This window comes from Salmonella sp. SA15303 (assembly GCF_029962125.1).
GTDB classification, from domain to species: Bacteria; Pseudomonadota; Gammaproteobacteria; order Enterobacterales; family Enterobacteriaceae; genus Salmonella; species Salmonella enterica.
In genome coordinates, this window is sequence record NZ_CP123924.1 from 1,888,179 (window position 1) to 1,914,907 (window position 26,729).

Consider the following 26,729-nt stretch of genomic DNA (forward strand, 5'->3'; position numbering starts at 1 on the left):
TGGAATGATAATAACGGTAATTAAATAAAGCAACGCCCGGACTACCGGGCGTATATAAATTATTTTTATTGCAGACTGCCGTATGGAAGAGGATTCTTTAATAGATTTTTCTGTTTTAACTTATTTTTTATCCTCTGAGTCAGATTAATCTCTATGTATTTATGTGTAAAGTGAGCTGCCAGGATAGATATCCCGATAGCCAGCAACACGGATGGGATCATCTTAAAATCCGAATATCCGACAGCTCCAACTCTTTTTACCACAGCAAGACCAACTGCGCTATGGAGCAGATATAACGAAAATGAGATGTTTCCCACATAAGTCAAAAAACGGGGGATAAATGCCAGCAATAAAGATTCCCCAAGCGTGAGGGCAAGAACAAAGAACCCCAAAACAAGGGAACTTTTCCTGTCCAACGCATGGATGTTTCCAGTATATATTCCCCAAATAATATATATTAGTAGTACGATAGCACTAATACCTGATAATAATTCTATTTTTCTTGAAGGAAAGTTTTGTTTTATTTTGATGTACAGCCAGCCAACTATAACTCCAATAATAAACTCCAGTAGAAGAGGGTTTGTCAGAAAACCGAAGTATGGAGATGAAAAAGGATAACCTTGTACATTTATTGTTGGTTGGTATCCTGCTATCACAGGTATGATGCTGGTTACCAGAACGCCCCAAGTGACGAGCGCCAGAACTCGGTGTTTAACCAGCAGACATAAAGCGAATACAAGGTAGAAATAAATTTCGTAGTTGAGTGTCCATCGAATATTATACGTACCACCATCGTCAATGTAGAGTGGCGGTGTAGAGGTTTTGTATAATGTGAATGTCAACGCACTTAAAATGTTTTGCACTTTGTCTGGATAATGAAAAGTGCTCATAGCGCCTTCAAGAAGAAAGGCTATGACAAGACAAAGATAGTATAACGGAATGATACGTATTACCCTGTTAAGCAAGAACCGAACCAGAGATGCTTTCCCTCGCATATAACTCCAGGTAGTATAAACCATTATAAAACCGCTAATAATGAAGAAAATATCAACACCGATAATTCCAGGGCTAAATACTTTATCCCATATTGTAGGGTTTCCTTTAGCTCCATCATTCAGAAAGCCTCTATAATGGAACAACACAACCAGTAACGCAGCAATACCACGCAGTGCTTGCAGAGAGTGTAACTTTGTGCGCATAACATCCCCTCAAAAAGAACTCATTATCGCACAGGTAGAACAATAATTACCATGGGCTGTTTCACAACTCCCGCAATTCTTGAAATGCTGGACCATTTCTTATGGCGCGTATACGAGCCTTTTGAATTTTACCTCAGTGACGACATCAGCGATATAATCAGTGTACCAGCTGGATTCATTACCGACTTTGCCACGATACCACGCATATTCTGGACGTTCATGCCGCCAGATGGCAAATATTCCAAAACCGCAATAATTCACAACTGGATTTACGACAACGCGCTGCGCACGAAAAAAGAAGCCGATTTGATACTCCTGGACAGAATGACCGTACTTGGCGTGCCGAAGTGGAAACGGATAGTGATGCATCTGGCGGTCAGGTGGTTTGGCAGGGGGATGTATGGGAAAGAACGTTGCAACAGATGATGAGAAAGCGCAGCTCGACGAATGGAAAAAATACAGGGTGCTGGTAAACCGGGTGGATACATCGACCGCGACAAAAATCGACTGGCCTAAGAAACCTGAACAACCGCGTACCTTATAGGTTGATTTGAGGCGCAGTGATGATGGTGTACACTGCGCTTATCGGTACATATGTTTAGGGATGAAAAATGAATAAAATTGGTATAGTAGTTTTGTTGTCATTTTTTATGATCGGTTGTAGTGCTTGGGATAAAGGTAAAGCAAAAACAATCGAGCAAAAGCGGGATTACCTATTGGAGTATGGTCCGCAGTACGTGCCAAGTTTTTTAGTTCCTCAGTCATTGGTACATCAGCCTCCTCTAAGCGTTACTGTGTTACGAACTAAACTAGTTGATAATGGTGGGGAGACAAGTGAATTTCTCCACCGATTGGTTGATAAATGCTTTGAATCTTCGGATAGGTATTGCACTGTTAGTATGTATTATTCTGAGAACGAAAAAATAGAGAAGAAACGGCAAAAAATAGCCAATAAAAATAAACAAACATCAGTAAAAAAAGGAGACCTTTTTTATTGTCGAATGACGTTAAATCAATCTGGTGGGCCAGTTGATACTAGTCGCATGAGAGTACGTGTAAAGGACAACGTTGATTCCGTTGGTTTCCTTTTTCCTGACGATAAGCAGATTATCTCACCAAAATTAGAAGTTGTTGATTCTGACTCAGGTGAGCGATATGGACGGGCGGCTGATGGCTCCATAACCGTATCGGCTAGTTATGATGGTCATGCTTACGAAATTCAAATATTTAATACTTTGCCTGTAAGCCAATTTAACGGGGCGGTGGTAACACACACTTCGGCACTCGAATTTGCGGGTAGTATTGATGTATTTGATTGTAAAAAGGTTAAATAAAATACATATCAATATGTTTATAACCATAGAAATATATAGACATAAATGGTGCACTATGGCCTATATTACAATGATGTTGGTTCAGCGATAACAGAGCGAGAAACAGTTATGGATGAGGAAAAACAAGCTGTTTTTGACGATATATGCAGGGTTATTGGACGCGCAGTAGTCATGCTAAAAGAAACTAATCAGCCAGTTACCAAAAACAGCATAAACCTGATGCTGCAAGCGCACTCGGATCAGAGTGATGATGCGTATCTGTCCAGAATCTATGCTGTTGCAAAAGATGTAATGGAATAGCGTAAACCTTCCTATTTACTGGATTAAATTTTCTGAGCGACGTTCTATCCCCGCGTTCATGTAGTCGATAGCCTTTTGAAGCTCTTCTATGAGTGCAACCGCCCGAGTACGAGAGATACACATAAACTGGTCAGGAAACTCTTTAATTGGCCAGTTTGGTATACAGGCCATGTTATCTGTGAATGAAGCGGACAGGTAAACTTCATTAGTTCGAAGGGAATAGCCTACTTCAAAACTGGTGAGTTCGGGTAAGCTGCTTACGTTAGATTCAGTGTTTTTCATGTGGTGCTCCCGTACTGGTTTTTTGTACAGTATTATTCAAATTTAGGCTATCAGTCAAATGGCAAATTTAGGGGTGTGAGTACATAATTAAGTACATTTTTATATGTTACTTTTGTTTAATTCTATTTAATTCAGTGGGTTGTGATTTTGTTTTCGTAATCGTGGAAGAGGAATGTGCTCTGTATGCTGTCGTTTTTAACTGTCACTTGATGTACACGCCTGATGTTATATGTATATGAAATATTTTATTCTTTTATTTTGTCGTTGATTGATTGTATTTGTACACCAATTGATATTGTTGCTAATGTTCGTACATGCGATGGTGAGTACAAAATACTAAAATGATCATCAGCGACACTAAGCTACGCTCCCTCTATGGTAAACCATATTCCGGTCCATCTGAAATTACTGATTCTGATTTAGTACTGTATGGAATTTAGGCCAGGGGCAATCTGGCCGGGATCTCAAAAAATGCATGGACTAAAACGGGTCTATGTACAGAGGGACACAACGCTGTGTCCCTTAATTTCATGCGGGTTGAGGCTGGACTAGGCCCAGGCCAGTGGCAGGATGGATGACAGAACACTCGGGAAATATTTTCTGGCATGACGTTGCATACTATCCGCCACAACGCTGGTACAGGTAAAGGCGCCATGGAGGCCGTGAAAACGGTCGGACCAGTCGGTAAACTGTTCGCTGGACGGGAAGATCGCCGGAGACAGCTCCCAGGCTTTCTGCATCAGCGCCTCCGCATAGCCTCTCAGGGCCGGCGGAGAGTCATGCTCAGTGCCGAAAATGGCGCTGGAGGAATAGCGTGCGAATGCGGTACTGAGACAGAACAGGGTTTCCGCCTGCTTCTGTGGGGTGGCGTCCGTCAGGTGATAAGCACTGAGGATGTGCTGGTAGTGTGCCGGGCTGAGTTTGCCTTCAGGAAGCAAGGGGTCAAAAATGGTGGCCAGACGCGACACTGAGGCATCATCAATCAACTTCACGGTGGAATGTTTCTGGTTCGTGGCGGCAATAAACTGCTGGTTCAGCTCCCCGTGCTCTTCAGTGCTGAGGATGATATCAATCAGCTCCCCAAAGCGTCGCTGCGTGGCCTGCTGATTAAATGCGGCGAGAAACACCGGAAAGTCATGACGGAATAACTCTACCGGAGAGATTTGCGCGGTGGAAACGTTCTCTCCGGCTCGCAGCAGGTAAAAGTTGTCCCATGCAGTGTCAGGAGTAGGGTTTAGCATTGTTAACAGCGTGTCAGTGGAGAGCATCATCGCCGTGTCTGAATCCTGGGAGGAAAGCAGCAGGAAATTATCTGCAGCGCGGGTTGTCCAGTCCGGGCTGCCGTCATAATTGCCGAAGAGCCCATTATGGATGTGGGGAGACACCGCCGGGTGAGCAAGATACTGTTCATAAAGCGCTGCAGCTTTCTGGCGGATGCCATCAGTGCAGTCCACGCCTGTCATACAGTGTAAAATCACCTGATTAAAGAGTCCGCTGTGAGTGGTCATGGCGGCGCTGTTCCTGTCAAACGAATCCAGCAACACAGGCAGTATGCGCTGCTGATAATATGTGTCAGGAGCCGGCAGGGGAACGTCATTATAGGTCTGGCACTGGTGGGCAAAAAAACGTTCCTGAACAGGCCCGAGCCACTCGCTGATAAGCGCACTTTGCGTATAGGGGGGGTGGGCCAGTACGCTTACCAGCGAACTTTCAACTGGCCGGATACCTGCCTCTGTTAAGCGGCCATCCCGCAATGACTTAACCAGGTCTTCCATTGCCCGGACTTTTTCCTGACTGTATTTATCGGGCAGACTGTCAATGGTCATCAGAATACTTTTACCATTATTGTGCTCATGATTTAAAAATCCATCCGCAGCGTTCTCAGTCCAAAGGAGTGGCATTTGCAGCCAGATATCACCTAGACGAATAAAATTTCCGCCCCTTGATACTGACGGAGGTGATGAATTATCCGGTTCATTTAAAATAACGCCAGAGAGGTTGGCTTTGTGACGTATAAGCGTATTTTTTAATGTTGTATCAATAAAAGAGGGCTGTTGTTGTGTAGTAATTGAATACTGTAGAAACACTTCATTCATGTCTGAATTACTAAATTTTGTATTACTGCAGACTACATCACTCAGTGTCGAATAAGTGAATCGGCATTCGTCAAAATGTAAATGAGATATATCAGAATAAGTAAATTTTGAATTTGAAAAGTTGAACCCCTTAATAATATCGCCGTCTCGCTCCATGAAGCTGGGGGGCAATATTTTGCTGAATGTAATATTACGGAAATCTGCGTTTGAAAAATCGCGATCTGCGGCCGTAAGGGTTTCTCCGGCTTTCTGCCGTAAAACTGCATCCGTGAGTTTCTTAGCCCAGTCGGCAGGTGATGACGGGGAAGACGTAGCCTGAAGTGAGAGGGAGGGGGATACTGGTGGTGTTCTACCTTCAGAAACCGTAGGCCTGTTATTGGCTGATACAGAGACTCCACCGGGGAGCGGGGCCGCACCTGTCATTCTGTAATTATAATCACATGTTTGATTTGCAATATGCTTACGCATGAATGCTGCATTCATTTTTGAGACATCTTCTGCTGAAATATTTTTCTTGCCTGCATTATTTGTATCTTTAATATTTTTAACAGTAATCAATGTTTTGTTTAAGGTGTTTTTATCTTTCGGCTGAAAGAAGTCTTTTATTTTTTGTGGTAACGCGAACTCAATCGGTGAGTCCTTTCCTGTTTTAAATTTTTCATTTAAAGATGTATGCGTGTTTTTAACACTGGTTATTTTTGAGGTGAGCCCGTTTTTCGTATGTTCACGAATAGAGGTAATTAATTTTTTAACCTGGTTAGGAATAGTAGAAAAATTAATTGCGCCTGATGATATCTTCATTAGAATTCCTTATCAACATCATTATGGAAAAACGGTCTGGATTTTTAACGCCTTAAAAGTAAGCTTCATATGTCGGTATGGCGATGGAGATCACAATTCACCATGCTATCTGGCAGGTTTCTTTCAGAAAGTGTCCATCCTGTCATCATGTCACCGTATTGTGGGACGCTGGCGTATCTGCGGAAAAATCCAGGCATAAGAGAGCGGGTCGGGTAACGGAGCCCGTATGCACGCAAAAGTAAACCCGCTTCGATGCTCAACCAGCGTTTTTCGCCGGCATTTGGGATATCGTCGGCGGACGTTCCGGCGCGTATGAAAAAGAACTGCGTAAAGCGCGTGAAATCGCTTTTCAGGAAATAATCGTTTTCTTTTAAATATTATTACGTGTTATTGGAATTGTATCATTTTTATAATTAACAGCGGGTTGTTTGGTAATTCTGCTGATTATTCGATGACAGTCCATGTGCGTGTTCAGGAAATGTAAAATATTTATAAAATAAAAGGTTTTATCGTGTTGGCATGCTCATTTTAACAACTATTTCAAATTGTGATTGAAGCCGACATTTCATAATACAAATTAAATATAATCTTCAGCTATATCTAATAACAGGAGGTTATATGAGCATTAGTCGTCGTTCTTTTTTGCAGGGGGTAGGCATAGGCTGCTCTGCCTGCGCGCTGGGCGCTTTTCCGCCCGGGGCGCTGGCGCGCAACCCGATTGCCGGCATTAACGGTAAAACCACGCTAACGCCAAGTTTGTGCGAAATGTGTTCCTTTCGTTGCCCTATTCAGGCGCAGGTAGTCAATAACAAGACCGTTTTTATCCAGGGCAATCCTTCTGCGCCGCAGCAGGGGACGCGCATATGCGCCAGGGGCGGGAGCGGCGTCAGCCTGGTCAATGACCCGCAACGGATTGTAAAACCTATGAAACGCACCGGGCCACGCGGCGACGGTGAATGGCAGGTGATTAGCTGGCAACAGGCTTACCAGGAAATCGCGGCGAAAATGAATGCCATCAAAGCGCAGCATGGCCCCGAGAGCGTGGCTTTCTCTTCCAAATCGGGCTCGCTCTCCAGCCATCTTTTCCATCTGGCTACGGCCTTTGGTTCGCCTAATACCTTTACTCACGCCTCAACATGCCCTGCCGGGAAAGCCATTGCGGCAAAAGTGATGATGGGCGGCGATCTGGCGATGGATATCGCTAACACGCGCTATCTGGTTTCGTTTGGCCACAATTTGTATGAAGGGATTGAAGTTGCCGATACCCATGAGTTAATGACCGCGCAGGAGAAGGGGGCCAAAATGGTGAGCTTCGATCCGCGTTTGTCGATATTTTCCAGCAAGGCGGATGAGTGGCACGCTATTCGTCCCGGGGGGGATTTAGCGGTTCTGCTGGCGATGTGCCATGTCATGATTGATGAACAGCTCTACGATGCGTCTTTTGTTGAGCGTTATACCAGCGGATTTGAACAGTTAGCACAGGCGGTAAAAGAGACGACGCCGGAATGGGCCGCCGCGCAGGCCGATGTCCCAGCCGACGTTATTGTCCGGGTGACACGCGAACTGGCTGCCTGCGCGCCTCACGCTATTGTCAGTCCTGGTCATCGCGCGACGTTCTCGCAGGAAGAGATCGATATGCGGCGTATGATTTTTACGCTTAATGTGCTGCTCGGTAATATTGAGCGCGAAGGCGGGCTATATCAGAAAAAAAACGCGTCTGTTTACAATAAACTGGCCGGAGAAAAGGTCGCGCCAACGCTGGCGAAACTCAACATTAAAAATATGCCGAAACCGACGGCGCAACGCATCGATTTGGTCGCACCGCAGTTTAAATATATCGCCGCTGGCGGCGGCGTGGTGCAAAGCATTATTGACTCGGCGTTAACCCAGAAGCCTTACCCGATAAAGGCGTGGATTATGTCGCGGCATAATCCTTTCCAGACCGTCACCTGTCGTTCGGACCTGGTAAAAACCGTTGAGCAACTGGATCTGGTGGTCAGCTGCGATGTCTATTTGAGCGAGAGCGCGGCATATGCCGACTATCTGCTGCCGGAATGCACCTATCTCGAACGGGACGAAGAGGTATCCGATATGTCGGGACTGCACCCGGCTTACGCTCTGCGCCAACAGGTCGTAGAGCCGATTGGCGAGGCGCGTCCGAGTTGGCAAATCTGGAAAGAACTTGGCGAGCAGTTGGGATTAGGGCAGTACTATCCGTGGCAGGATATGCAGACGCGCCAACTCTATCAGTTGAACGGCGACCATGCCTTAGCGAAGGAACTGCGACAGAAAGGGTATCTCGAATGGGGCGTTCCGCTGCTATTACGCGAACCAGAATCCGTTCGTCAGTTTACGGCGCGTTACCCCGGCGCTATCGCGACGGACAGTGACAACACCTATGGCGAACAGCTTCGCTTCAAATCGCCCTCCGGCAAAATCGAACTTTATTCCGCAACCCTGGAGGAATTGCTCCCTGGCTACGGCGTTCCGCGCGTTCGTGACTTTGCGCTGAAAAAAGAGAATGAGCTTTACTTCATTCAGGGCAAGGTGGCCGTGCATACCAATGGCGCGACGCAGTACGTACCTTTACTCAGCGAGCTAATGTGGGATAACGCGGTCTGGGTTCATCCGCAAACGGCGCAAGAAAAAGGCATTAAGACCGGCGATGAGATCTGGCTGGAAAATGCCACGGGTAAAGAGAAAGGTAAGGCGCTGGTGACGCCCGGTATCCGCCCGGACACGCTTTTTGTCTATATGGGATTTGGCGCTAAAGCTGGGGCCAAAACGGCGGCGACGACACACGGTATCCACTGCGGAAATTTACTGCCGCACGTGACGAGTCCGGTATCCGGTACGGTAGTGCATACCGCAGGCGTGACGCTGAGCCGGGCATGAGGGAGGAGGGAACCATGAATCATTTAACGAATCAGTACGTCATGCTGCATGATGAAAAACGTTGTATCGGCTGCCAGGCGTGTACCGTTGCCTGCAAAGTGCTTAATGACGTACCGGAGGGATTTAGCCGCGTACAGGTACAAATTCGCGCCCCTGAACAGGCATCCAACGCACTAACCCATTTTCAATTTGTCCGCGTCTCCTGTCAGCACTGTGAAAATGCGCCATGTGTCAGCGTTTGTCCTACCGGAGCGTCATATCGTGATGAAAACGGGATCGTGCAGGTGGATAAATCGCGCTGTATTGGCTGCGATTATTGTGTTGCCGCGTGTCCTTTCCATGTGCGCTATTTGAATCCGCAAACCGGCGTCGCCGACAAGTGTAACTTCTGTGCCGACACGCGGTTGGCGGCTGGCCAGTCTCCGGCGTGCGTATCCGTTTGCCCAACGGACGCGCTGAAATTCGGCAGACTGGATGAGAGCGAGATCCAGCGCTGGGTCGGTCAGAAAGAGGTCTATCGCCAGCAGGAAGCGCGTAGCGGCGCGGTCAGTCTGTACCGTCGTAAAGAAGTCCATCAGGAGGGTAAAGCATGAATACTATCTGGGGAGCGGAACTACACTATGCGCCAGATTATTGGCCGCTGTGGTTAATTTACGCAGGCGTCGTGGTGCTGCTCATGCTTGTTGGGCTGGTTATCCATGCGTTATTGCGCCGGATGCTGGCGCCAAAAACGGCGGGCGGCGAAGAGCATCGTGACTATCTCTACTCGCTGGCGATTCGCCGTTGGCATTGGGGAAATGCGTTACTGTTTGTTTTATTACTGTTAAGCGGTTTATTTGGTCATTTTTCTCTCGGCCCTGTAGCGCTAATGGTACAAGTGCATACCTGGTGTGGTTTTGCCTTACTGGCTTTCTGGGTCGGGTTTGTGCTGATCAACCTCACCACAGGTAACGGGCGTCACTATCGGGTAAATTTTTCCGGACTGGTAACGCGCTGCATACGCCAGACGCGTTTTTACCTTTTTGGCATTATGAAAGGGGAAGCGCATCCGTTCGCGGCAACAGAGCAGAATAAGTTCAATCCACTGCAACAACTGGCATATCTGGCGATTATGTACGCGCTGGTACCGCTGTTAATCATCACCGGTTTGCTGTGTCTCTATCCGCAGGTTGCGGGTCTGGGCCCTGTGATGCTGGTGCTGCATATGGCGCTTGCTATCATCGGCTTACTGTTTATTTGCGCGCATCTCTATCTGTGTACTCTTGGCGACACGCCGGGACAAATTTTCCGTAGCATGGTTGACGGCTATCATCGTCATCGTACCGCGCCGCGCGGGGATAAGTCCGCCGTCTGAGCGTATCCATAAAATAATGTCAGCAAGAAAATGTGCCTTGTGTCACATTTTCTTGCAATTTATCCATGTTTGTTTAACTGAACTTCCGTAAAAAGAACGGCAAATAGAGACCATCCTGAGGACATGCTGTTGAAACGCCGTTTGTTTATTGCCGCTTCTTTATTCGCGATGCACCTTTCTCCTGCGCTTGCGGCCGATGCCGTAAGTTTTGCTCCCCAACCGCCAGCCATTGATGCAGGCGCCTGGGTGTTGATGGATTACACTACGGGACAGGTTCTTACCGCCGGTAATGAACACCAGCAACGTAATCCCGCCAGCCTTACCAAGCTAATGACGGGCTACGTCGTCGATCGCGCCATCGATAGTCATCGTATCAGCCCTGACGATATCGTCACAGTTGGGCGCGACGCCTGGGCGAAGGATAATCCGGTGTTTGTCGGCTCCTCGTTGATGTTTTTAAAAGAAGGGGATCGCGTGTCGGTACGCGATTTAAGCCGTGGCTTAATTGTGGATTCCGGTAACGATGCCTGTGTGGCGCTGGCGGATTATATCGCGGGCGGGCAGCCGCAGTTTGTGGCGATGATGAACAGCTATGTGAAAAAACTCAATTTGCAGGATACCCATTTTGAAACCGTCCACGGTCTGGATGCGCCGGGACAACATAGCTCCGCGTATGATCTGGCCGTACTCTCCCGGGCGATTATTCACGGCGAACCTGAATTTTATCACATGTACAGCGAGAAAAGCCTGACCTGGAACGGCATCACGCAGCAGAACCGCAACGGCTTGTTGTGGGATAAGACCATGCATATCGATGGGCTTAAAACCGGACACACATCGGGGGCGGGATTTAATCTTATCGCATCGGCGGTGGACGGGCAGCGTCGACTTATCGCCGTCGTGATGGGGGCGAAAAGTTCGAAAGGCCGTGAGGAACAGGCGCGAAAACTGTTGCAGTGGGGCCAGCAAAACTTTGCGACGGTGCAGATTTTGCACAGCGGTAAAAAAGTGGGCAGCGAGCGAATCTGGTATGGAGATAAAGAAAAGATTGCGCTGGGTACGGAACAGGATTTCTGGATGGCGCTGCCTAAAGCGGAAATTCCGCATATCAAAGCAAAATATGTGCTGGATAGAAAAGAGCTGGAGGCGCCAATCGCCGCTCATCAACGGGTAGGTGAAATAGAGCTATACGATCGGGATAAACTGATCGCTCAGTGGCCGCTGGTCACTCTGGAGTCGGTGGGTAAAGGCGGTATGTTCTCTCGTCTGAGCGACTATTTTCAGCATAAAGCGTAAGCCGTTGTCACACACCGTTCACCGTCATCTGAGGTGTCAAAAGGGCGGGATTGCGAGGTTGCTCACAAAATGATCACGCTGTCCTTGTGACCGTAAAAGGCTGTAATTATACTGTACATTCATACAGTATAGTAAAGTGACGGAGGCAGCATGGATTACGAAATCAGGCAGGAACAAAAACGCAAGATAGCCGGTTTCCACATGGTCGGTCCATGGGAACACACCGTGAAGCAGGGTTTTGAACAACTGATGACGTGGGTGGATCGACAGCGGATCGTGCCAGTTGAATGGATTGCCGTCTATTACGACAATCCAGATGTCGTACCTGCAGAAAAACTCCGCTGCGATACCGTGGTGTCCGTGGCAGAGAATTTCATCCTGCCGGACAATAGCGAAGGCGTAATCGTGACCGCCATTGAAGGCGGCGAATATGCCACTGCTGTCGCGCGAGTGGAAGACCGTGACTTTGCGAAGCCGTGGGAACGGTTTTTTGATGTCCTGGAGCAGGATAGCGCTTATCAGATAGCCTCTGCGCCCTGTTTTGAAACCTATCTGAATAACGGCATGGAAGATGGATACTGGGATATTGAAATGTATATTCCGGTACAGCGGAAGTGAACGACTGGTTTCCTGGCTGAAAAGAGCGGACGGATAATGTGTTCCGTCCGCCAGTGCGCTATTTTTGCTATAAAGCAGGTACAATGCATTTTTTGCCATTCCCGTAAGGAGCGCAAGCGTGCGTGCCGATAAGTCATTAAGCCCTTTTGAAATACGGTTGTACCGTCATTATCGCATCGTGCATGGCATACGTATCGCCCTGGCGTTCATTCTTACCTTTCTGCTGGTTCGTCTGTTTTCTATTCCCGAGGGCACATGGCCGCTAATCACGTTAGTGGTGATTATGGGGCCCATCTCATTCTGGGGAAATGTAGTGCCTCGTGCTTTTGAGCGCATAGGCGGTACGATTCTGGGCGCGGCGTTAGGGCTGGTGGCGCTACGCCTGGAGCTCTTTTCCTTACCGCTGATGCTGGTGTGGTGTGCGATAGCGATGTTTTTGTGCGGCTGGCTGGCCTTAGGGAAAAAACCGTATCAGGCGCTACTGATAGGCATAACGCTTGCCGTTGTTGTCGGCGCTCCCGCTGGTGATATGGATACGGCATTATGGCGTGGCGGGGATGTGATTTTGGGGTCGCTACTGGCAATGTTGTTTACCGGCATCTGGCCCCAGCGCGCCTTTTTGCACTGGCGCATCCAACTGGCGCATTGCGTCACGGCGTATAATCGGGTGTATCAGGCAGCGCTGTCGCCGAATTTGCTGGAGCGCCCCCGGTTGGATAAACATTTGCAACGGTTGCTGAACGATGTCGTCAAAATGCGCGGGCTGATAACGCCTGCCAGTAAAGAAACCCGGATACAAAAATCTATTTTCGAGGCCATTCAGACCATCAACCGCAACCTGGTTTGTATGCTTGAATTACAAATCAATGCCCACTGGGCGACGCGCGCCAGCCATTTTGTGATGCTTAACGCGCACACATTGCGTGAAACCCAGCAGATGACGCAGCAAACCTTGCTAACGATCGCCCACGCGTTGTTTGAAGGCAACCCGCAGCCGGTACTGGCAAACACCGGTAAACTGAATGATATTGCTGCCGAGTTGCGGCAGCTAATGAACGAGCAGCAGGGCGACGCGGTGGCTGAAACCCCCATCCACGGCTATGTTTGGCTAAGTATGGAAACTGCCCGACAGTTGGAACTGCTTTCACATTTGATCTGCCGGGCTTTGCGCAAATAAAAAGCAGATGGGGCGAATGAATTTGTTGCTGCTTCGATTCAGCAAAGATTAAGAGTATGATACTAATATAAGGATAAAATGAGTGCTACTGGCAACGATTTTATCCCCGAACCTTCAGGTTTCCCCAGACGGCGACGTAACGGTGTTTCCTCTGGCGGCTTGAAGTATGACGGGGATAAACGTAATGTTTATCCACTAGCAGTTGCTTAACGAATCCGAATCTCACATTATCAGGGGTGTAAAAATGGAAACAACCAAGCCTTCTTTCCAGGACGTGCTGGAGTTTGTTCGTCTGTTCCGTCGCAAAAATAAACTGCAGCGTGAAATTCAGGACATTGAGAAGAAGATCCGTGACAACCAGAAGCGTGTGCTGCTGCTGGACAACCTGAGCGACTACATCAAGCCAGGTATGAGCGTTGAGGCGATTCAGGGTATCATCGCCAGTATGAAAAGCGACTATGAAGATCGCGTTGATGACTACATCATTAAAAATGCCGAAATCTCCAAAGAGCGTCGCGACATTTCCAAAAAGCTGAAAGCGATGGGCGAAATGAAACACGCCGATGTAAAAGCCGAATAATGCGCTACGGCAGTGGGAGCGTATATCAGGCTCTCACTGCAGTTTGACCCCGCCAGTGACCATCTTGAGTAAATGTTGTTTTGGCCAGTGTCGGGTAAGTTTTTTCTCTGCCAGCTTACCTTTCAGACGCGCAATATCATGACGTTTCCGGTCCAGCATCAGACCCACCACGCTACCGCTATGCGCCACGTTCAATCCGTATAAATCACACTCTTCGACCAGCGACAGCAGGGCGGTAAAGCCCGGCTTAGGTAACAGCGTCTGGCTGGCGATAGCGCTAAGCGTAGCCGCCTCACCCAGCCGGAGCGGATTTTGCGTTATACAGGCTTCCTGCACCAGATTCCAGGCCTGTTGCAAGGTTGCTGAACTTGCTATTAATTTCTGCTGGCGAGGGAGACGGTGGTAATCTTGCGTGCGCAGTGTGACCGGGCTTTCCAGTACCAGCAAATCGATTGGCGGCGGTGGCTCGCAGGCGATTTGCGTGGCCGCATTATTATGATCAAACAGCGTTAACTGATGAAAAACGGTGCTATCAGTGGGTTCGATTGAGACGCAAAGCTGTGCAAGGGTGGTTTCATCCAGCGAATGGCCAAGATGATGCGCCGTTGCCACCGCCGTAGCGGCAATATCTGCGGTGCTGCTGGCCATGCCTTTGGCAACGGGAATTGACGAACGCACATCGACGCGAATCTCGTTACTCCAGTGCGCAGGATACTGCCAGTGCGCCAGAACGCGCTCCACCATCGCCCGCGACAATGGGCGCTCGTTTATCAACGGCGGCGCAGCCGTGACTGCTACGGTGCTGTACCAGTCAACGGGGCAGGAGACCAGTTTCTCACTGCCCAGAATCCATCCCTGGATAAGTTCCCCGCATGAGGCGGGGCATTGCGCAACAGCCACATTATCACCTTTCAGGTACGAATAGTGTGCGCGCATAGTGTCATGGTAAAAGCGTTATTACCATGACTTGCCGCAATGCGTCGTATAACCCTCTCAGGCTGGTACACAAAGCCCTTCCGTGGCCGGTAGCGCAATGCGCATAACGTCTTGTGCGATCATTAACTCTTCGTTGGTGTTGATGACGGCGACTTTCACCAGGGCGTTCTCCGTCTGGATAAATGTCGCATTACGCTGATTTTTCTCTTCATCAACGGCTAAGCCCAAAAATTGCAAATTATGGCACACCGCCGATCTGGCGCGCGCTGAGTTCTCGCCAATGCCCCCAGTGAATACCAGCGCATCCAGTCCTCCCATTTGCATAATATAGCTGCCAATGGTGGCGCGAATGCGTTCGGCAAACAGAGTGAGAGCGAGTTTAGCCTGCCGGTTACCGGTATTGGCTGCCTGTTCGACATCGCGGTAATCAGACGACACGCCAGAAACGCCCAGCAAGCCTGACTCATTATTTAATAACTGATTCAACTGTTGCGGCGTTTTGCTTTCGCGCTGGGCTATCCACGGCAGAATAGAGGGATCAATATCTCCGCTACGGGTGCCCATCATCACGCCTGACTGCGGCGTAAAGCCCATCGACGTATTGACCGAACGCCCGTTCTTGATGGCGCAGATGCTGCTACCGTTTCCAAGATGACAACAAATCACCCGTAATGCGCTGAGTGGTACGCCCAGCTTTTCCGCCAGAACGCCGCTGACATACTTATGGCTGGTGCCATGAAAGCCATAACGGCGAATCCCCAGTTCAGCGTAATAATGCCAGGGAAGCGGGTAAATATAGGCGGGTTCATCCAGCGTCTGGTGAAATGCCGTATCAAACACGGCTACGGAAGGGGCATCAGGCAACAGTTGACGAAAAACGTGAATACCCAACGCGTTTACCGGGTTGTGAAGCGGGGCCAGTTCAGCAAGACGTTCGATTTGCGCTAACGTTTCATCCGTGACCAGCGTCGAGTCTTTAAAAAACTCACCGCCGTGCGCCACACGATGGCCCACCCCATCAATGTCCCGCAGACTGTTAATGATTTGATAACCCAGCAGCTTTTCCAGAAGCAGCGTTACCGCATCGCGATGATCGGCAACGGGGACGGTTTCCTGCCATTTTTGGCTGTGCGTCTTAATTGTCACCTGCGCATCTGCCATACCGATACGCTCAATCAGCCCCTGACAGAGCATGTCGCCCTGCGGCATCTCCAGCAGCTGAAATTTTAACGATGAGCTACCGGCGTTAATGGCCATTATTTTGTAAGACATAAAGGTTCCTTCGAATTCAGAAAATCCAGCACGGCGTCGAGACCCGAGTTATTCAGCGCGCTGGTAATAAAAATCTGCTGTGCGCCAGCCTGCGTAAGCCACTCCGCAACCAGCGAAATACGCTGCGGCTCGGCGAGATCGGCCTTGGTGACCAGGCCAATCGTCGGGCGGTTCATCGGGGCGGTAAAACCCGGAGAAAAGGGCGACCACTGGGCGTCGGCATTCAGCACCAGGGCGATGACGTCGGCCTCGCAGGCGCTGGTCAGCAGGGCGCTGTACAGGCAGCGGTTCTCCAGATATTCGCCCGGCGTATCGATGGCCATCGGCGACCATTCAATGGCCTGAGTTTTCTTATAATGGAGCGCTTCGCCGCGCAGGCTTTGGGTCAGCGAGGTTTTTCCGCACTGGCTGGGGCCGATAAACATCAAACGCTTCATGACTTTACGTCCGGGTGATCGAGCAAGTGGTGAACTGCATCATTTCGCCCAGCGTGCGCGTTACCTGCTTGAGGGCATACTCGACGGCAGAAACGTCGCCGGTCAGCACCACGGCACCGGTAAAGCGATCGAGAAAACCAATTTCCACCGCGCCGGATTTGGTGGCGATATCGCAGGCGATAATCGATGCTTCGCTCGGCGTGATGGTAAGGATGCCAATGGCGGACACTGCATCCTGCAGGCCCAGCTTCTTAAAGAGATCTTTCCCTGGATTAGCAATCAGGTGCGCGAGAGTGACCTGTTTCCCCGGCACGTATTCCTGAATCATGCGATCCGTTGTCGGTTGTCTTTCCATTACCCCTCCACCATCTGTCGCCACATGGCTTCATGCGGGCGTGGGATCACCGAACGGTAAACCAACAACCCTTTCTCGCCCGCGCTTTCGCTGGCAACCGTCACGGCGTTATTGACGTCAGAAACGTCGCCCGCCACCACCATGTAGCATTTACCGCCGATACCGAAGGCCATATGCACCCGCACCAGGGTGACGTTTGAGCCTTTCACCGCCCGGTCTGCGGCGCTAATGCAGGCCGCCACGCTCCAGGTTTCGACGATACCTACCGCCTGGCGCTTATCGACGCTGTTCAGGCCGCTGATGGCCGGAAGTACGCTGGGATGAATATTCGCCAGCACCAGGCTGTCGACGAGCATCTCGCCGGCCTGCGACGTACCGGTTTCAATGGCCTGCTGGATAGCGCCGATATCGCCGCCCAGCATCAGTAAAAACTTCCCCGGACAGATGGTCTTGCTGACCAGTAGATCGACGTTGGCGCTTTTCAGCATGGCATCACCAAGCTCCATGCCTTTGGCGATGCTGGTGAGTTCTAAAATTCCTATAGCCTGAGACATGGTTAACCTCTTACAACAGTGATGGCCTGTTCGCTGATGGCCGATACAACGCCGTCGATGCTGGCGTGAATGGGTGCGCCGAGCGCGCCAGGCGGGACATCAGCAACGCATTGCCCGCGCGTCACGCGTTCTCCCACCGCAACGTTCGCTACCGCGCTGGCACCAATATGCTGGCGCAGCTGCAAAGTGACTTTTTCTACTGACGGTTCTTCTTCAACCAGCGGCGCTTCTTGGTACCAGGGGCTTAGTCCCAGTTTGGCGATCAGCCGCTTCACCGGCACGAGGCGATATTTCGCCATCTCGTCGGCCGGATTCAGCGGCCCTTCGTAGCGCTGGTTTTGCGCCCGTAGCTCGCGTTTTAACATGCGGTTGATGCGCATCGGCGAGATCCCCACCGGACAGGCCACGCTTTCGCAAACGTTGCATTCCGAACAGGTAAGGGCGCTCAGCAGCAGCTGCGGCGTGGCAGCCTGATGAAAGTTCACCGCCCGCACCAGCAGGTGCGGAGAGAGTTCGTGGCCGATCAGGTGTCGCGGACAGAGATCGGTACACAGTCGGCACTGTTCGCAGACGGTGCGCGCGACGGAAAGCACCGTGCGCTCGTCCTGCATTCTCCGCTGGATAAGCGGATGGCTTTTGGGGAGCACCAGCAGGCCGCCGGTAGTTTTCGTCACCGGATTATCAAGAGAGGTAATCAGGCCACCCATCATCGGGCCGCCGTTAATAAAACCAGGGTCGTCGACCGTTGCGCCGCCCGCCAGCGCCAGTACTTCCCGCAGCGACATGCCGATGGGAACAGTAACGGTCAACGGTCTGGCGACCGCGCCGTTCACGGTCAACGTGCGACGAGTGACCGGAAACCGCTGCTCGACCGCTCGGGCAATATTTAGCACCGTTTGCACGTTATTGACGACCACGCCGACGCTGGCCGGTAGCGCAGCCGGGGCGACCCGACGACCGGTTGCCATCCAGATAGTCAGCACCTCATCGCCTGCCGGATATACATCCGGCAGGATATGCAGGCGGATACCGTCTGGCAGCAGTGGGGTGAGGGCGTCGATGGCCCGGCGGTATTTTTCTTTCAGGGCTATCACCCCTTCGCGCGCGCCGGTTGCCGTCATGGCGTACTGTACGCCGCGCACAAGGCGCGCAGCTTGCTGCCACATCAGTTGCTGGTCAACTTTGAGCATCGGTTCACATTCGGCGGCGTTCACCAGAAAAATCTCTACCTGCGCCTGTAGTTTGACGTGAGCGGGAAAACCTGCGCCGCCCGCGCCGACAACGCCCGCTGCGCGAACGCGCTCGCGAATTTCATCGGCGCTAAGGGACATTTCAACGCTGTTGATGGCGGTGCTCATAGCAGTTCCTCCAGCAGTTCCCGAATGGCTTCGGCATTGGCCGGGCGCGGGTTAGTGCGCAGCGTAACGTCAGCCAGCGCAGCCTGCACCATCGCCGGAATGCGTGCGGAAAAGTCGGATCTTCCTTCTTTAAGCGCAACGGCCAGTGAGGGAAGGACACAGCGTTGCTTAAGCAGTTCGATTTGCTGAATCAGCGCATTGATCGCCGCGATATCATTGGCTTCTGCCGGGCAAAAACCGCAGGCTTTGGCCAGCCGCGCGTAGCGTTTGGCGGCGCGCGGAACGCCGGCGTTAAAACGGATAACCGTGGTTAACAGCAGGGCGTTGGCCAGGCCATGCGGCAGATGAAACTGCCCGCCAAGCTGGTGGGCTATCGCGTGGTTAAGCCCCAGCCCCGCCTGGCTGAAGGCCATCCCGGCGAGCGTTGAGGCATTGTGCATTTTCCCGCGCGTCGCCACGCAGTCGCCTTTTTCCACCGCCGTGGGCAGATACTGGAACACCAGTTTGGCGGCTTTTTCCGCTAGCGCGTCGGTAAAGTCGCTGGCGCGCGGTGACACCCAGGCCTCCAGGGCGTGGGTCAGCACGTCCATGCCGGTGTTGGCGGTAATCTGCGGCGGTACGCTGACCACCAGCTCCGGGTCGAGGATCGCCATATCCGGATACAGCGCATTGTTGAACAGCGGATACTTGATGCCTTTATCCGGGTCGCTAATTACGCAGGCGCTGGTCACTTCCGAGCCGGTGCCGCTGGTGGTCGGGATCGCCACGCAGGTTTCGATGTTGATCCCGCTCTGCTGGCTAAACCAGACAATCGCTTTCGCCGCGTCCATTGCCGAGCCGCCGCCAAAACCGATCACCACCTGCGGTTGCAGAGCCTGCATTTGCGCAATGCCCTGAACCACTGTGTGGATGGTGGGGTCCGGCGTTATCTCGCTAAAGACGCTGATGCGGTTATCTGCGGGCAGCGCGTTACGCAGGGTATCCAGCAGCGGAGAGTGCGCCAGAAAGCCATCGCAGATTATCCAGATGTGCTTATTGGTAAAGCGCTTGAGCACCGCCAGGCTGCCCTGACCGCTGTACAACCGCGTTTGTAGTGAGAAGGTATTCATCGCGACCTCAGTTAGCGAATAGAAAAGCCGTTGGTCAGTACGCAGCGCCGGGAACGGGCAAAAGTACGCGCTGACGTGGTCCCTTCACCGGTTGGTGTGGCGATAGTGAAGGTGGTAAAGCCTTCGCCGCCGACGCCGATCCCGGCATAAGAGGGGCCGTTTTTGACGAATATCGAGGTTTGCAGCGTGCGGGCCGCGAGGTTCAGGCGTGACACGTTCTGCGAGTGCATAATGGCGGTATGATGCAGCCCCTCTTCAACCTTCAGGGCCAGCGCCAGCGCGCTATCGAAATCGCTGACTTTTACCACTGGCAGCATCGGCATCAACTGTTCGCTGGTGACCCACGGATCGTCAGCGTTAACCAGCGCAATCAGCAGACGCGGCGCTTTTGCAGGGACAGCGATCCCGGCGGCTTCCAGCATGGCCGATGGGCTCTTGCCGACCAGTTTTTTATTCGCCTGGCCTTCAGGCAGGCAGACGGCGCGGAGTTTGTCGGTATCGGCAGGGCTTAACAGCAGCGCGCCGAAGGTTTGCATTTGCTGCACCAGACGTTCGGCGACACTCTCCACTACGATCAGGCTCTTCTCGGCAATGCAGGGCAGGTTGTAATCGAATGACGCGCCGTTGATGATATCTTCCGCAGCTTTCACCAGGTCCGCCGTTTCATCAACGATGCAGGGCGGGTTACCCGCGCCAGCGCCAATCACCTTCTTACCGCTCTTCATGCCCATTGCCACAATGCCCGGGCCGCCGGTAATGGCCAGTACTGCGATTCGCGGGTGGGCCATCATCTGCTGGGTCGCTTCGAAGGTGGGTTCCGCCACGGTCACCACCAGATTGCGGATGCCGCAGCAGCGGAAGGCAATCTCTTCAATCAGGCTAATCAGCTTCAGAGAGACCTTTTTCGCTCCCGGATGCGGGCTAAAGTAGATACTGTTGCCCGCCGCCAGCATGCTGATACTGTTGTTGATGATGGTTTCCGTCGGGTTGGTGCTTGGGGCGACCGAACCGATAACGCCAAACGGTGAGTATTCAAACAGCACCATGCCGCCGTCGCCGGTCAGCGCGGTGGTGGTGAGATCTTCTACGCCCGGCGTGTTGTCCAGCGCAGCCTTGTTTTTGAGAAATTTATCTTCTTTGTTGCCCATCCCCGTTTCATTGGCGCTCTCTTCCGCCAGGGGCGCCAGCAGCGGCGTCAGCTCCTGACGCATCGCGCTGATAATGGCGCTGCGGGTTTTTAGCGGGCACTGCTGATAACGTAAGAACGCCTGGTGCGCGGCGTCGATGGCCTCGCTCACGGACTGGAAAATCCCTTTGCCCTGAGGCTGGACCGGCGTTTGCGCCGGCGTGGTTAATTGCTCGCTAAGAATGGTGCGAATCAGGGTTTCGAGTTCAGAAGTATTCATTGATGAGTTCCCACGTTAATAGCCGCGATGGCGGTCTGTGCTATGTCCATGTCCTGCTCAACGCTGCCGCCGCTGATGCCAAGACCCCCAATTAATATGCCGTCGCGCCACAGGGCGTAACCGCCGCCAAAGGTGACCACTTTTCCCTGTAAATGACTTTCCAGACCGTAAAGCGCGGCGCCCGGCTGAACGACATCGCTCAGCTCATGGGTCGCCGTTTTCATCGCCACTGCGGTCCAGGCCTTTTTCGGCGCCAGCTCGCTGCTGACCAGCAGGGCGTCCGGCATCCGCCAGGTCACAGTTTCCGTGCCGTGCGCGTCAACGATGCTGACGACTACCGGAACCTGCAGTTGCTGCGCGCGTTCAACGGCGGCGCGGGTGAGCTGGTGCAGATCGTGGAATGAGAGGGCCACTGGCGTCGTCTCCTTGCTGTGGGGCGGCTGGCAGGCAGCCAGATAGCGCTTGCTAACTTCACGGATGATGTTGGCCTGGTGCGCATCGCTATCTTCCGCGCGGGCCAGGGCGTACAGGCAGTCCGATAAGCGGTTGATATAGCGCATCAGCACCTGACGTACGTTGACTTCAGTTGCCAGTTCAACCAGACGGCGTTCGGCGCGGCGCGCCAGCGTGCGGGCAAAATGTAAGCGGCTCGCGGCTTCGCAGCGTCCGGGTAAAATAAAGCTGTGCAGCGGTTCGACGCGGGCCATCGCCCGATCGATAGCGGCTTCCAGGGCCGAAATCTCTTCGCTGCTGATGTAGCGCTGTTTGGGCGATGGCTGCTCGCTGTCGCTGGCCAGCTCTGCGCTAAACCAAAAAAGTTGCTGCTGGATGGCCTCGAGTAAGGTGCGGTGGTTTTCATCCGCAGCGGCGCAGGCGCACAGGCTCAGCGCGGCGTTCAGCTCATCCAGCGTGCCGTAGGCTTCAACCCGCGGGTGGGTTTTGCTCACCCGCTGGCCGGTAAACAGTGATGTGGTGCCAGCGTCACCTGTTCGGGTATAAATCGCCATAACCGCCCCTTAACACGAAAGCGTATCTACAATGCCGACAACGGCGAGGTCAATGGCCTCATTTGGCCCGGAAAAAACGTGCCTGGCGCTGGAGCCGCCGCTGAGCAAAACCAGTTCGCCGACGCCCGCGCCGACGGAGTCCACGGCCACTTCATCGCCGGAGGTGGGCGAGGCGGGGAGTTCGCCATCGGCGCTGACCCGACGCACCAGCAGCAGCTTTTTCCCAATCAAAGAAGGTGATTTTTGCGTGGAGACAACCGCGCCCGTGACTCGTGCCAGATGCATGATTTACTCCTGCTTAATTAATTGAATATTCCGCGCATTGGCCGCGTCACGCGCCATGGCGGTCACGATGCATTTGCGGTGGACAACCACACGCCCCCGGCTTAGCAGCGCGACATCGCGATAGCTCAGCACCGAACCCGCATGCAGAACCAGCGGCAGTCCGTGCTCATCGGTGAATACCAGCGGCAGACGAGCCAGTTTTTTTACCGGGATAACCGGCAGCAGCTGGCTGTGCAGGCTGAGCTGTACGCGGATGCCAAACGCCAGCGCGTCGTGAATTTTCCGGGCGGCGGCATCGCCGGTTTCTGCATCCGCAAGCTGACCCAGCAGCGGCAGGTCGATGAGCAGGATGCGCAGCGACGCGTGCTGACAGAACAGTGCTGGACAGTCGGCATCGCGAAGTTGCGTAACGCTCAGCGTCGCCGTGCTCTGGGCACGGCGATGCAGCCGGGAGACAATCTCCTCGACAATGCGCTGCAGGGTTTCGCCGTTCATCGCGGGCCTACCAGCCGGGCAAAGGCATGCGGGTTATCGGCACCAGCGGCGTTGGCTTCATCGGTATCAATGTGCATTTCGAGGCGCATGTCCGGTGAAACGCGAATCGCCACGTTGTTGAAAATCAGCCCGCGATCGTCGCCTTCAATCGCCACGGAGACCATATCGCCGTGGGAAACCCGCAGGATCAGCGCATCAAGCGGCGACATATGGATATGCCGCTGCGCGACGATAACCCCGGAAGGCAGCTCCAGTTCGGCAAAGGGGCTGACCAGGCGGATGCCCGGCGTCCCCTTCAGGTTGCCGGACATTCTCAGCGGCGCGGCAATCCCCAGCGTTCTCGCATCGGTACGCGAAATTTCCACCTGGCTTACCGAGCGCAGCGGGCCGAGCAGGCGCACATTTTTGAGCTGCCCTTTCGGTCCCACCAGAGTGACGGTTTGCTCCGCGGCGTATTGTCCCGGCTGCAGCAGCGCTTTTTTCTCGCTGATGGGATGGCCGGGAAACAGCCGCTCATAATCCTGTGCGGACAGGTGGATATGACGGTTTGAGACGCCCAGCGGAATAGGCCGCTGGCGCATCTCGTCGAGAACTTTACGGACCGTTGATTGCAGAAGCTCTTTATCCATTACGCTTCACCTCGCTTGCCGGAATGAATGCAAAGCGTACGAGGTTCGCCCTTCTGGCGCGGACATTTTGGATCCAGACACAGATTGCAGCTGACCAGTTCTGATTCCTGCGGGGCCTCTTCGGCTGGCGCTTCAGAAACGACATCAGCTATCTCTGACGCTTCAGGCTCAGGTTCAATGACGGAGGGGGAGGGTGTCTCTGCGAGCAGGATCCCTTCTCCGGGCCTGGCGATAACCTTGTGGGCCACCAGGCCATTCCGCTGTTCGGCGAAATGCGCACCGGTGGTGATAGCCGCCTGAACGGAGGCCACATCACCGGTAATTTTAATCACCATCCAGCCTGAACCATTGGTCTTTTCGAGGGCGAGCAGCGTGATAGAAGCGGATTTCGCCATGATATCGGCGCAGCTGATAGCCAGTGCCAGACCACAAACTTCAAGTAATCCCAGTGATTGCTTCACGCGGTGCTCCTTATTCGCCATCGATTAGGCTGATTTCGGTAAAATGGCCTCAACATCGCTGTGCGGACGCGGGATAACGTGGCAGGATTTCACTTCACCCACGACGCTTGCCGCTGCGCTGCCGGCATCTACGGCTGCTTTAACCGCGCCGACATCGCCGCGAACCATGACGGTCACCAGGCCAGAACCAATTTTTTCGTAGCCCACCAGCTGTACGTTGGCGGATTTAACCATTGCATCGGCGGCTTCAATGGCGCCGACCAGCCCTTTTGTTTCAACCAGTCCCAGTGCGTTATTCATACTGCCGTTCTCCTGTGATTAAGCATGGAGATCCCGAAAGGGGATCCCTTTGACCAGCCGTGCCGCGTTATTACCGGTGTTGCGTTGGGCCTGACTGTCCTGATGATGCATCAGCGTAAAAAGCGGCGCCGATGCGGGTAAATTCTTGTAATGCACGACCAGCGAGTGTCGATCGCAGGCAATGCCGACCAGCAGCGGCGAGCTGCGCGCCGCCTGCCAGGCGCTGTCAACGATATCTCCAGCCGGGTGATGCTGAAGCAGGAAAGGGATGCCTTCCTCTTCAATGCCCAGCAGCACTTCGTGCCAGAGGCTGGCGCAGTCGTTGATAACGGTAATGACGATAGCCGGGGCGCTGTGATTACTGTCCATGCGCAAACTCCTTATGCCAGGAGAGAATCAGGCCGGTGGCCACCGCGTTTCTTGGGCCTTCGCTGCCGCGAATATTTCCTCGCCCGGCGACCAGGCGGTAGTGCGCCAGCGCATCGGTGACCAGCTGCGGAACTTCGAAATCCAGCGACGAGCCGCCGACCAGCACCACGAACGGAATATCGCGAATGTTGCCGGTTGGACTGACCTGGCGCAGCGCGCGCAGGGCGTTGGTGACAAAGACGCGTTCTTTAGCGCTGCGGCGAATGGCGCGCACTTTTTCCAGCGCTAAGTCGCCGGGAAGCGGCACCAGTTCGTCCGGTTTCACCACGCAGACGCGGGCGAACACGGCGGGAGGCAGCGGCGTCGGGAAGAACTGGACGCTGCCGTCCTCGTGGCGTAAGTGGAACAGGCTTTCGACCTTAGCCAGCGGGTATTTTTTGATCTCTTCCGCCAGATAGCGGTCTTCCAGCCCCAGTTCGCGGGCAATAATCATCGTGACCATGTCGCCTGCCCCGGCGAGATGGGTGGCGATGATTTCGCCTTTAGGGTTGATGATGGAGGCATCGGTGGAGCCCGCGCCGAGGTCGAGGATCGCCAGCGGTCGGGTGGTACCCGGCGTGGTCAGCGCGCCCAGAATGGCGGCTTCAGCCTCAGCGCCGCCGATCTGCACGTCGATATTAAGCTTCTGCTCAATTTCACGGGCAATCATCGCCATCTGCAGACGGTCTGATTTCACCATCGAGGCGATGCCGACGGCCTGCTCCAGCGAGAACTCCCCGGCCAGACCGCCGGTGACGCTCACCGGAACCGAGGTGTCAACGGCCAGTAGATCCTGAATGAAAATCTCACTGCTCGGCTTGTTGGTCAGTTCGGCCATGGTCTGGCGCACGTGCTCCAGCATGCCGCCGATATTGGTCCCGGCCTCGCCGGTGACGTTGTCGAGCTTGCCGCAACCGTCCACCGCTTTCATGATGGCTTCGGCACCGGCGGCAACATCCACGCGCACGGTACGACCCTGAGCCTGCAGCTCCAGGTTACCGGCGGGTATTGCGCGCGCTTTGACGTCGCCGGATGGCGTTTTAACCACCACGGCGGAACGGTTGCCAATCAGCGCGCGCGCCATCGGGACGATGTTTTTTGTCTCATCGGCGTTGAGATTAAATACGGTGGCGATGCCGTAAGGGTTAGAGAGGGTTTCGATAACCTTTCCCGGCACGGCGACTTCAATCGCCGCCAGCATCCCCAGCGGAATGCGGTCGATGTACAGAACTTCATCGACAATCGGTAGCGATTTTTCCAGCCGGTTGCTGACCAGTACGCCATCGTCGCGCTGCAAAATGACGCCGGTAATCTGGTATCCGGCGCGCATTGAGGCGTTGATAACATTGGCGATATCAGCAAAATCAAAGGCTGACGATACCACCAGAATATAGGACGAGTCCGCCGGGCGGGTTAACAGCTCCTCCGGCGTAATCGTGATACCCACACCAAGGCCTGCTCCGCCCGGCGTTTTTGGGTTATGGCCGATCATTGTCGATTCGGTGATGATGGTTTCGGTAATGGTTTCCATCGCCACATCGCCAATCACCGGCGTGGCTTCGTTAATGCGGATGAGCGAAATATCTCTGACATTGATCCCCGCGCGCTTTGCGACGAGGGCGAGCGCTTCCTGAATGCCGAACACGTTACGCAACGTGCCTTTGATCCCGGTGGTTTCCGCCAGCGCGCTGTGTGTAATCGTCAGTGCGCCAGTCTCATCTTGCCGCGCCAGTGCGACTTCCGTTGATGAGTTACCGATGTCAATGCCAGCTATATATCGCATAC

General features: G+C 53.0%; 29 protein-coding genes and 3 pseudogenes. 13 read left to right on the top strand and 19 right to left on the bottom strand.

The window, feature by feature from the left end; translation table 11 throughout:
* Nucleotides 1-65: 65 nt before the first annotated feature.
* On the bottom strand, nucleotides 66-1,199 hold the full coding sequence (locus QEN31_RS09030) for an acyltransferase family protein (RefSeq protein ID WP_001259328.1): 1,134 nt from the start codon (nucleotides 1,197-1,199) through the stop codon (nucleotides 66-68).
* A gap of 51 nt (nucleotides 1,200-1,250) precedes the next feature.
* Between QEN31_RS09030 and QEN31_RS09035 the strand changes: the two genes are divergently transcribed.
* The 4 genes and pseudogenes from QEN31_RS09035 to QEN31_RS09050 all read left to right on the top strand — a co-directional run bounded on the left by QEN31_RS09035 (nucleotide 1,251) and on the right by QEN31_RS09050 (nucleotide 2,833).
* Nucleotides 1,251-1,625, top strand: a complete 375-nt coding sequence (locus QEN31_RS09035) for a DUF1353 domain-containing protein (protein ID WP_095112543.1) — start codon at nucleotides 1,251-1,253, stop codon at nucleotides 1,623-1,625.
* Nucleotides 1,612-1,743 (top strand): annotated as a pseudogene (locus QEN31_RS09040) (tail fiber assembly protein); the annotation flags it as partial. The gene QEN31_RS09035 and the pseudogene QEN31_RS09040, both read left to right, overlap by 14 nt.
* A 67-nt stretch (nucleotides 1,744-1,810) precedes the next feature.
* Entirely contained in the window at nucleotides 1,811-2,533 is a 723-nt protein-coding gene (locus QEN31_RS09045; protein WP_001033375.1) for a hypothetical protein, read from the top strand.
* A 108-nt stretch (nucleotides 2,534-2,641) separates the two neighbouring features.
* A complete protein-coding gene (locus tag QEN31_RS09050) occupies nucleotides 2,642-2,833 on the top strand; it encodes a DUF2767 family protein (RefSeq protein WP_000343069.1) in 192 nt (63 codons plus the stop codon).
* Nucleotides 2,834-2,848: 15 nt separating this feature from the next.
* Here QEN31_RS09050 and QEN31_RS09055 read toward each other — a convergent pair whose 3' ends face one another.
* A complete protein-coding gene (locus QEN31_RS09055; protein WP_000798891.1) occupies nucleotides 2,849-3,115 on the bottom strand; it encodes a hypothetical protein in 267 nt (88 codons plus the stop codon).
* A gap of 341 nt (nucleotides 3,116-3,456) precedes the next feature.
* Here QEN31_RS09055 and QEN31_RS25380 point away from each other — a divergent pair.
* A pseudogene (locus QEN31_RS25380) lies at nucleotides 3,457-3,534 on the top strand (hypothetical protein); the annotation flags it as partial.
* Nucleotides 3,535-3,663: 129 nt separating this feature from the next.
* On the opposite strand, the gene sopA reads toward QEN31_RS25380, so the two are convergent.
* The gene (gene sopA / locus QEN31_RS09060) at nucleotides 3,664-6,012 is read right to left on the bottom strand and encodes an SPI-1 type III secretion system effector HECT-type E3 ubiquitin transferase SopA (protein ID WP_000703999.1); all 2,349 of its coding nucleotides are present in this window, start codon (nucleotides 6,010-6,012) and stop codon (nucleotides 3,664-3,666) included.
* Between the two features lie 266 nt (nucleotides 6,013-6,278).
* Here sopA and QEN31_RS09065 point away from each other — a divergent pair.
* The 8 genes and pseudogenes from QEN31_RS09065 to QEN31_RS09100 form a co-directional block, all read left to right on the top strand.
* A pseudogene (locus QEN31_RS09065) lies at nucleotides 6,279-6,371 on the top strand (heavy metal-binding domain-containing protein); the annotation flags it as partial.
* A gap of 259 nt (nucleotides 6,372-6,630) precedes the next feature.
* On the top strand, nucleotides 6,631-8,907 hold the full coding sequence (phsA, locus tag QEN31_RS09070) for a thiosulfate reductase PhsA (RefSeq protein ID WP_000028228.1): 2,277 nt from the start codon (nucleotides 6,631-6,633) through the stop codon (nucleotides 8,905-8,907).
* A gap of 14 nt (nucleotides 8,908-8,921) precedes the next feature.
* Entirely contained in the window at nucleotides 8,922-9,500 is a 579-nt protein-coding gene (phsB, locus tag QEN31_RS09075; protein WP_001016236.1) for a thiosulfate reductase electron transport protein PhsB, read from the top strand.
* Nucleotides 9,497-10,261 (top strand): thiosulfate reductase cytochrome B subunit, encoded by a 765-nt coding sequence (phsC, locus tag QEN31_RS09080; RefSeq protein WP_001092553.1) that lies wholly within the window; start codon nucleotides 9,497-9,499, stop codon nucleotides 10,259-10,261. Before phsB ends, phsC begins: the two co-directional genes overlap by 4 nt.
* A gap of 123 nt (nucleotides 10,262-10,384) precedes the next feature.
* A complete protein-coding gene (dacD, locus tag QEN31_RS09085) occupies nucleotides 10,385-11,557 on the top strand; it encodes a serine-type D-Ala-D-Ala carboxypeptidase DacD (RefSeq protein ID WP_000925044.1) in 1,173 nt (390 codons plus the stop codon).
* A 150-nt stretch (nucleotides 11,558-11,707) separates the two neighbouring features.
* Complete coding sequence (gene sbmC, locus QEN31_RS09090) at nucleotides 11,708-12,175, top strand: DNA gyrase inhibitor SbmC (protein WP_000384326.1); 468 nt, start codon at nucleotides 11,708-11,710, stop codon at nucleotides 12,173-12,175.
* Nucleotides 12,176-12,293: 118 nt separating this feature from the next.
* The gene (locus tag QEN31_RS09095; RefSeq protein WP_001200854.1) at nucleotides 12,294-13,352 is read left to right on the top strand and encodes an FUSC family protein; all 1,059 of its coding nucleotides are present in this window, start codon (nucleotides 12,294-12,296) and stop codon (nucleotides 13,350-13,352) included.
* Between the two features lie 244 nt (nucleotides 13,353-13,596).
* Nucleotides 13,597-13,932 (top strand): DUF496 family protein, encoded by a 336-nt coding sequence (locus tag QEN31_RS09100; protein WP_000450405.1) that lies wholly within the window; start codon nucleotides 13,597-13,599, stop codon nucleotides 13,930-13,932.
* Nucleotides 13,933-13,965: 33 nt separating this feature from the next.
* On the opposite strand, the gene pduX is transcribed toward QEN31_RS09100, so the two are convergent.
* The 16 genes from pduX to pduG form a co-directional block, all read right to left on the bottom strand.
* Complete coding sequence (gene pduX / locus QEN31_RS09105; RefSeq protein ID WP_001526166.1) at nucleotides 13,966-14,832, bottom strand: L-threonine kinase PduX; 867 nt, start codon at nucleotides 14,830-14,832, stop codon at nucleotides 13,966-13,968.
* Between the two features lie 93 nt (nucleotides 14,833-14,925).
* Nucleotides 14,926-16,140: a propanediol utilization propionate kinase PduW gene (gene pduW / locus QEN31_RS09110; protein ID WP_000120647.1), complete on the bottom strand. Its 1,215-nt coding sequence runs from the start codon at nucleotides 16,138-16,140 to the stop codon at nucleotides 14,926-14,928.
* On the bottom strand, nucleotides 16,125-16,577 hold the full coding sequence (pduV, locus tag QEN31_RS09115; protein ID WP_000826277.1) for a propanediol utilization protein PduV: 453 nt from the start codon (nucleotides 16,575-16,577) through the stop codon (nucleotides 16,125-16,127). Before pduV ends, pduW begins: the two co-directional genes overlap by 16 nt.
* A gap of 4 nt (nucleotides 16,578-16,581) precedes the next feature.
* Entirely contained in the window at nucleotides 16,582-16,932 is a 351-nt protein-coding gene (gene pduU, locus QEN31_RS09120; RefSeq protein WP_000441103.1) for a propanediol utilization microcompartment protein PduU, read from the bottom strand.
* Nucleotides 16,932-17,486: a propanediol utilization microcompartment protein PduT gene (gene pduT, locus QEN31_RS09125; RefSeq protein ID WP_000075772.1), complete on the bottom strand. Its 555-nt coding sequence runs from the start codon at nucleotides 17,484-17,486 to the stop codon at nucleotides 16,932-16,934. The genes pduU and pduT overlap by 1 nt, the downstream gene beginning before the upstream one ends.
* Nucleotides 17,487-17,488: 2 nt before the next feature.
* Nucleotides 17,489-18,844, bottom strand: a complete 1,356-nt coding sequence (pduS, locus tag QEN31_RS09130; RefSeq protein WP_000100782.1) for a cobalamin reductase PduS — start codon at nucleotides 18,842-18,844, stop codon at nucleotides 17,489-17,491.
* Nucleotides 18,841-19,953, bottom strand: a complete 1,113-nt coding sequence (pduQ, locus tag QEN31_RS09135; protein ID WP_001091448.1) for a 1-propanol dehydrogenase PduQ — start codon at nucleotides 19,951-19,953, stop codon at nucleotides 18,841-18,843. Before pduQ ends, pduS begins: the two co-directional genes overlap by 4 nt.
* Nucleotides 19,954-19,964: 11 nt before the next feature.
* Nucleotides 19,965-21,359 carry a CoA-acylating propionaldehyde dehydrogenase PduP gene (gene pduP, locus QEN31_RS09140; RefSeq protein ID WP_001097680.1) on the bottom strand — a complete coding sequence of 465 codons (1,395 nt, stop codon included), beginning with the start codon at nucleotides 21,357-21,359 and terminating at the stop codon, nucleotides 19,965-19,967.
* Nucleotides 21,356-22,366 (bottom strand): two-domain cob(I)yrinic acid a,c-diamide adenosyltransferase PduO, encoded by a 1,011-nt coding sequence (gene pduO, locus QEN31_RS09145; RefSeq protein ID WP_001029484.1) that lies wholly within the window; start codon nucleotides 22,364-22,366, stop codon nucleotides 21,356-21,358. Before pduO ends, pduP begins: the two co-directional genes overlap by 4 nt.
* A 9-nt stretch (nucleotides 22,367-22,375) precedes the next feature.
* Nucleotides 22,376-22,651 carry a propanediol utilization microcompartment protein PduN gene (pduN, locus tag QEN31_RS09150; RefSeq protein ID WP_000549824.1) on the bottom strand — a complete coding sequence of 92 codons (276 nt, stop codon included), beginning with the start codon at nucleotides 22,649-22,651 and terminating at the stop codon, nucleotides 22,376-22,378.
* A 3-nt stretch (nucleotides 22,652-22,654) separates the two neighbouring features.
* The gene (pduM, locus tag QEN31_RS09155) at nucleotides 22,655-23,146 is read right to left on the bottom strand and encodes a propanediol utilization microcompartment protein PduM (protein WP_001012956.1); all 492 of its coding nucleotides are present in this window, start codon (nucleotides 23,144-23,146) and stop codon (nucleotides 22,655-22,657) included.
* The gene (locus QEN31_RS09160) at nucleotides 23,143-23,775 is read right to left on the bottom strand and encodes a phosphate propanoyltransferase (RefSeq protein ID WP_000356709.1); all 633 of its coding nucleotides are present in this window, start codon (nucleotides 23,773-23,775) and stop codon (nucleotides 23,143-23,145) included. The genes pduM and QEN31_RS09160 overlap by 4 nt, the downstream gene beginning before the upstream one ends.
* Nucleotides 23,775-24,257, bottom strand: coding sequence for a propanediol utilization microcompartment protein PduK (gene pduK, locus QEN31_RS09165; protein WP_001284388.1), 483 nt, complete (start codon nucleotides 24,255-24,257; stop codon nucleotides 23,775-23,777). Before pduK ends, QEN31_RS09160 begins: the two co-directional genes overlap by 1 nt.
* A 3-nt stretch (nucleotides 24,258-24,260) precedes the next feature.
* Nucleotides 24,261-24,536, bottom strand: coding sequence for a propanediol utilization microcompartment protein PduJ (pduJ, locus tag QEN31_RS09170; RefSeq protein ID WP_001057755.1), 276 nt, complete (start codon nucleotides 24,534-24,536; stop codon nucleotides 24,261-24,263).
* An 18-nt stretch (nucleotides 24,537-24,554) separates the two neighbouring features.
* Nucleotides 24,555-24,905, bottom strand: a complete 351-nt coding sequence (gene pduH, locus QEN31_RS09175; protein WP_000377961.1) for a propanediol dehydratase reactivase beta subunit PduH — start codon at nucleotides 24,903-24,905, stop codon at nucleotides 24,555-24,557.
* Complete coding sequence (gene pduG / locus QEN31_RS09180) at nucleotides 24,895-26,727, bottom strand: propanediol dehydratase reactivase alpha subunit PduG (protein WP_001268876.1); 1,833 nt, start codon at nucleotides 26,725-26,727, stop codon at nucleotides 24,895-24,897. Before pduG ends, pduH begins: the two co-directional genes overlap by 11 nt.
* Nucleotides 26,728-26,729 lie beyond the last annotated feature (2 nt).

Excerpts from the sequence above, each read along its gene's own strand:
- sbmC (WP_000384326.1), top strand. The coding sequence starts at position 11,708 with ATGGATTACGAAATCAGGCAGGAACAAAAACGCAAGATAGCCGGTTTC.
- pduT (WP_000075772.1), bottom strand. The coding sequence starts at position 17,486 with ATGTCTCAGGCTATAGGAATTTTAGAACTCACCAGCATCGCCAAAGGC.
- pduU (WP_000441103.1), bottom strand. The coding sequence starts at position 16,932 with ATGGAAAGACAACCGACAACGGATCGCATGATTCAGGAATACGTGCCG.
- QEN31_RS09100 (WP_000450405.1), top strand. The coding sequence starts at position 13,597 with ATGGAAACAACCAAGCCTTCTTTCCAGGACGTGCTGGAGTTTGTTCGT.
- pduW (WP_000120647.1), bottom strand. The coding sequence starts at position 16,140 with ATGTCTTACAAAATAATGGCCATTAACGCCGGTAGCTCATCGTTAAAA.
- QEN31_RS09160 (WP_000356709.1), bottom strand. The coding sequence starts at position 23,775 with ATGGATAAAGAGCTTCTGCAATCAACGGTCCGTAAAGTTCTCGACGAG.
- pduN (WP_000549824.1), bottom strand. The coding sequence starts at position 22,651 with ATGCATCTGGCACGAGTCACGGGCGCGGTTGTCTCCACGCAAAAATCA.
- QEN31_RS09030 (WP_001259328.1), bottom strand. The coding sequence starts at position 1,199 with ATGCGCACAAAGTTACACTCTCTGCAAGCACTGCGTGGTATTGCTGCG.
- pduK (WP_001284388.1), bottom strand. The coding sequence starts at position 24,257 with ATGGCGAATAAGGAGCACCGCGTGAAGCAATCACTGGGATTACTTGAA.
- phsB (WP_001016236.1), top strand. The coding sequence starts at position 8,922 with ATGAATCATTTAACGAATCAGTACGTCATGCTGCATGATGAAAAACGT.
- pduJ (WP_001057755.1), bottom strand. The coding sequence starts at position 24,536 with ATGAATAACGCACTGGGACTGGTTGAAACAAAAGGGCTGGTCGGCGCC.
- phsA (WP_000028228.1), top strand. The coding sequence starts at position 6,631 with ATGAGCATTAGTCGTCGTTCTTTTTTGCAGGGGGTAGGCATAGGCTGC.
- pduP (WP_001097680.1), bottom strand. The coding sequence starts at position 21,359 with ATGAATACTTCTGAACTCGAAACCCTGATTCGCACCATTCTTAGCGAG.
- pduM (WP_001012956.1), bottom strand. The coding sequence starts at position 23,146 with ATGAACGGCGAAACCCTGCAGCGCATTGTCGAGGAGATTGTCTCCCGG.
- QEN31_RS09045 (WP_001033375.1), top strand. The coding sequence starts at position 1,811 with ATGAATAAAATTGGTATAGTAGTTTTGTTGTCATTTTTTATGATCGGT.
- sopA (WP_000703999.1), bottom strand. The coding sequence starts at position 6,012 with ATGAAGATATCATCAGGCGCAATTAATTTTTCTACTATTCCTAACCAG.
- pduQ (WP_001091448.1), bottom strand. The coding sequence starts at position 19,953 with ATGAATACCTTCTCACTACAAACGCGGTTGTACAGCGGTCAGGGCAGC.
- QEN31_RS09050 (WP_000343069.1), top strand. The coding sequence starts at position 2,642 with ATGGATGAGGAAAAACAAGCTGTTTTTGACGATATATGCAGGGTTATT.
- QEN31_RS09055 (WP_000798891.1), bottom strand. The coding sequence starts at position 3,115 with ATGAAAAACACTGAATCTAACGTAAGCAGCTTACCCGAACTCACCAGT.
- dacD (WP_000925044.1), top strand. The coding sequence starts at position 10,385 with ATGCTGTTGAAACGCCGTTTGTTTATTGCCGCTTCTTTATTCGCGATG.
- QEN31_RS09035 (WP_095112543.1), top strand. The coding sequence starts at position 1,251 with ATGGGCTGTTTCACAACTCCCGCAATTCTTGAAATGCTGGACCATTTC.
- phsC (WP_001092553.1), top strand. The coding sequence starts at position 9,497 with ATGAATACTATCTGGGGAGCGGAACTACACTATGCGCCAGATTATTGG.
- pduG (WP_001268876.1), bottom strand. The coding sequence starts at position 26,727 with ATGCGATATATAGCTGGCATTGACATCGGTAACTCATCAACGGAAGTC.
- pduS (WP_000100782.1), bottom strand. The coding sequence starts at position 18,844 with ATGAGCACCGCCATCAACAGCGTTGAAATGTCCCTTAGCGCCGATGAA.
- pduV (WP_000826277.1), bottom strand. The coding sequence starts at position 16,577 with ATGAAGCGTTTGATGTTTATCGGCCCCAGCCAGTGCGGAAAAACCTCG.
- pduO (WP_001029484.1), bottom strand. The coding sequence starts at position 22,366 with ATGGCGATTTATACCCGAACAGGTGACGCTGGCACCACATCACTGTTT.
- pduH (WP_000377961.1), bottom strand. The coding sequence starts at position 24,905 with ATGGACAGTAATCACAGCGCCCCGGCTATCGTCATTACCGTTATCAAC.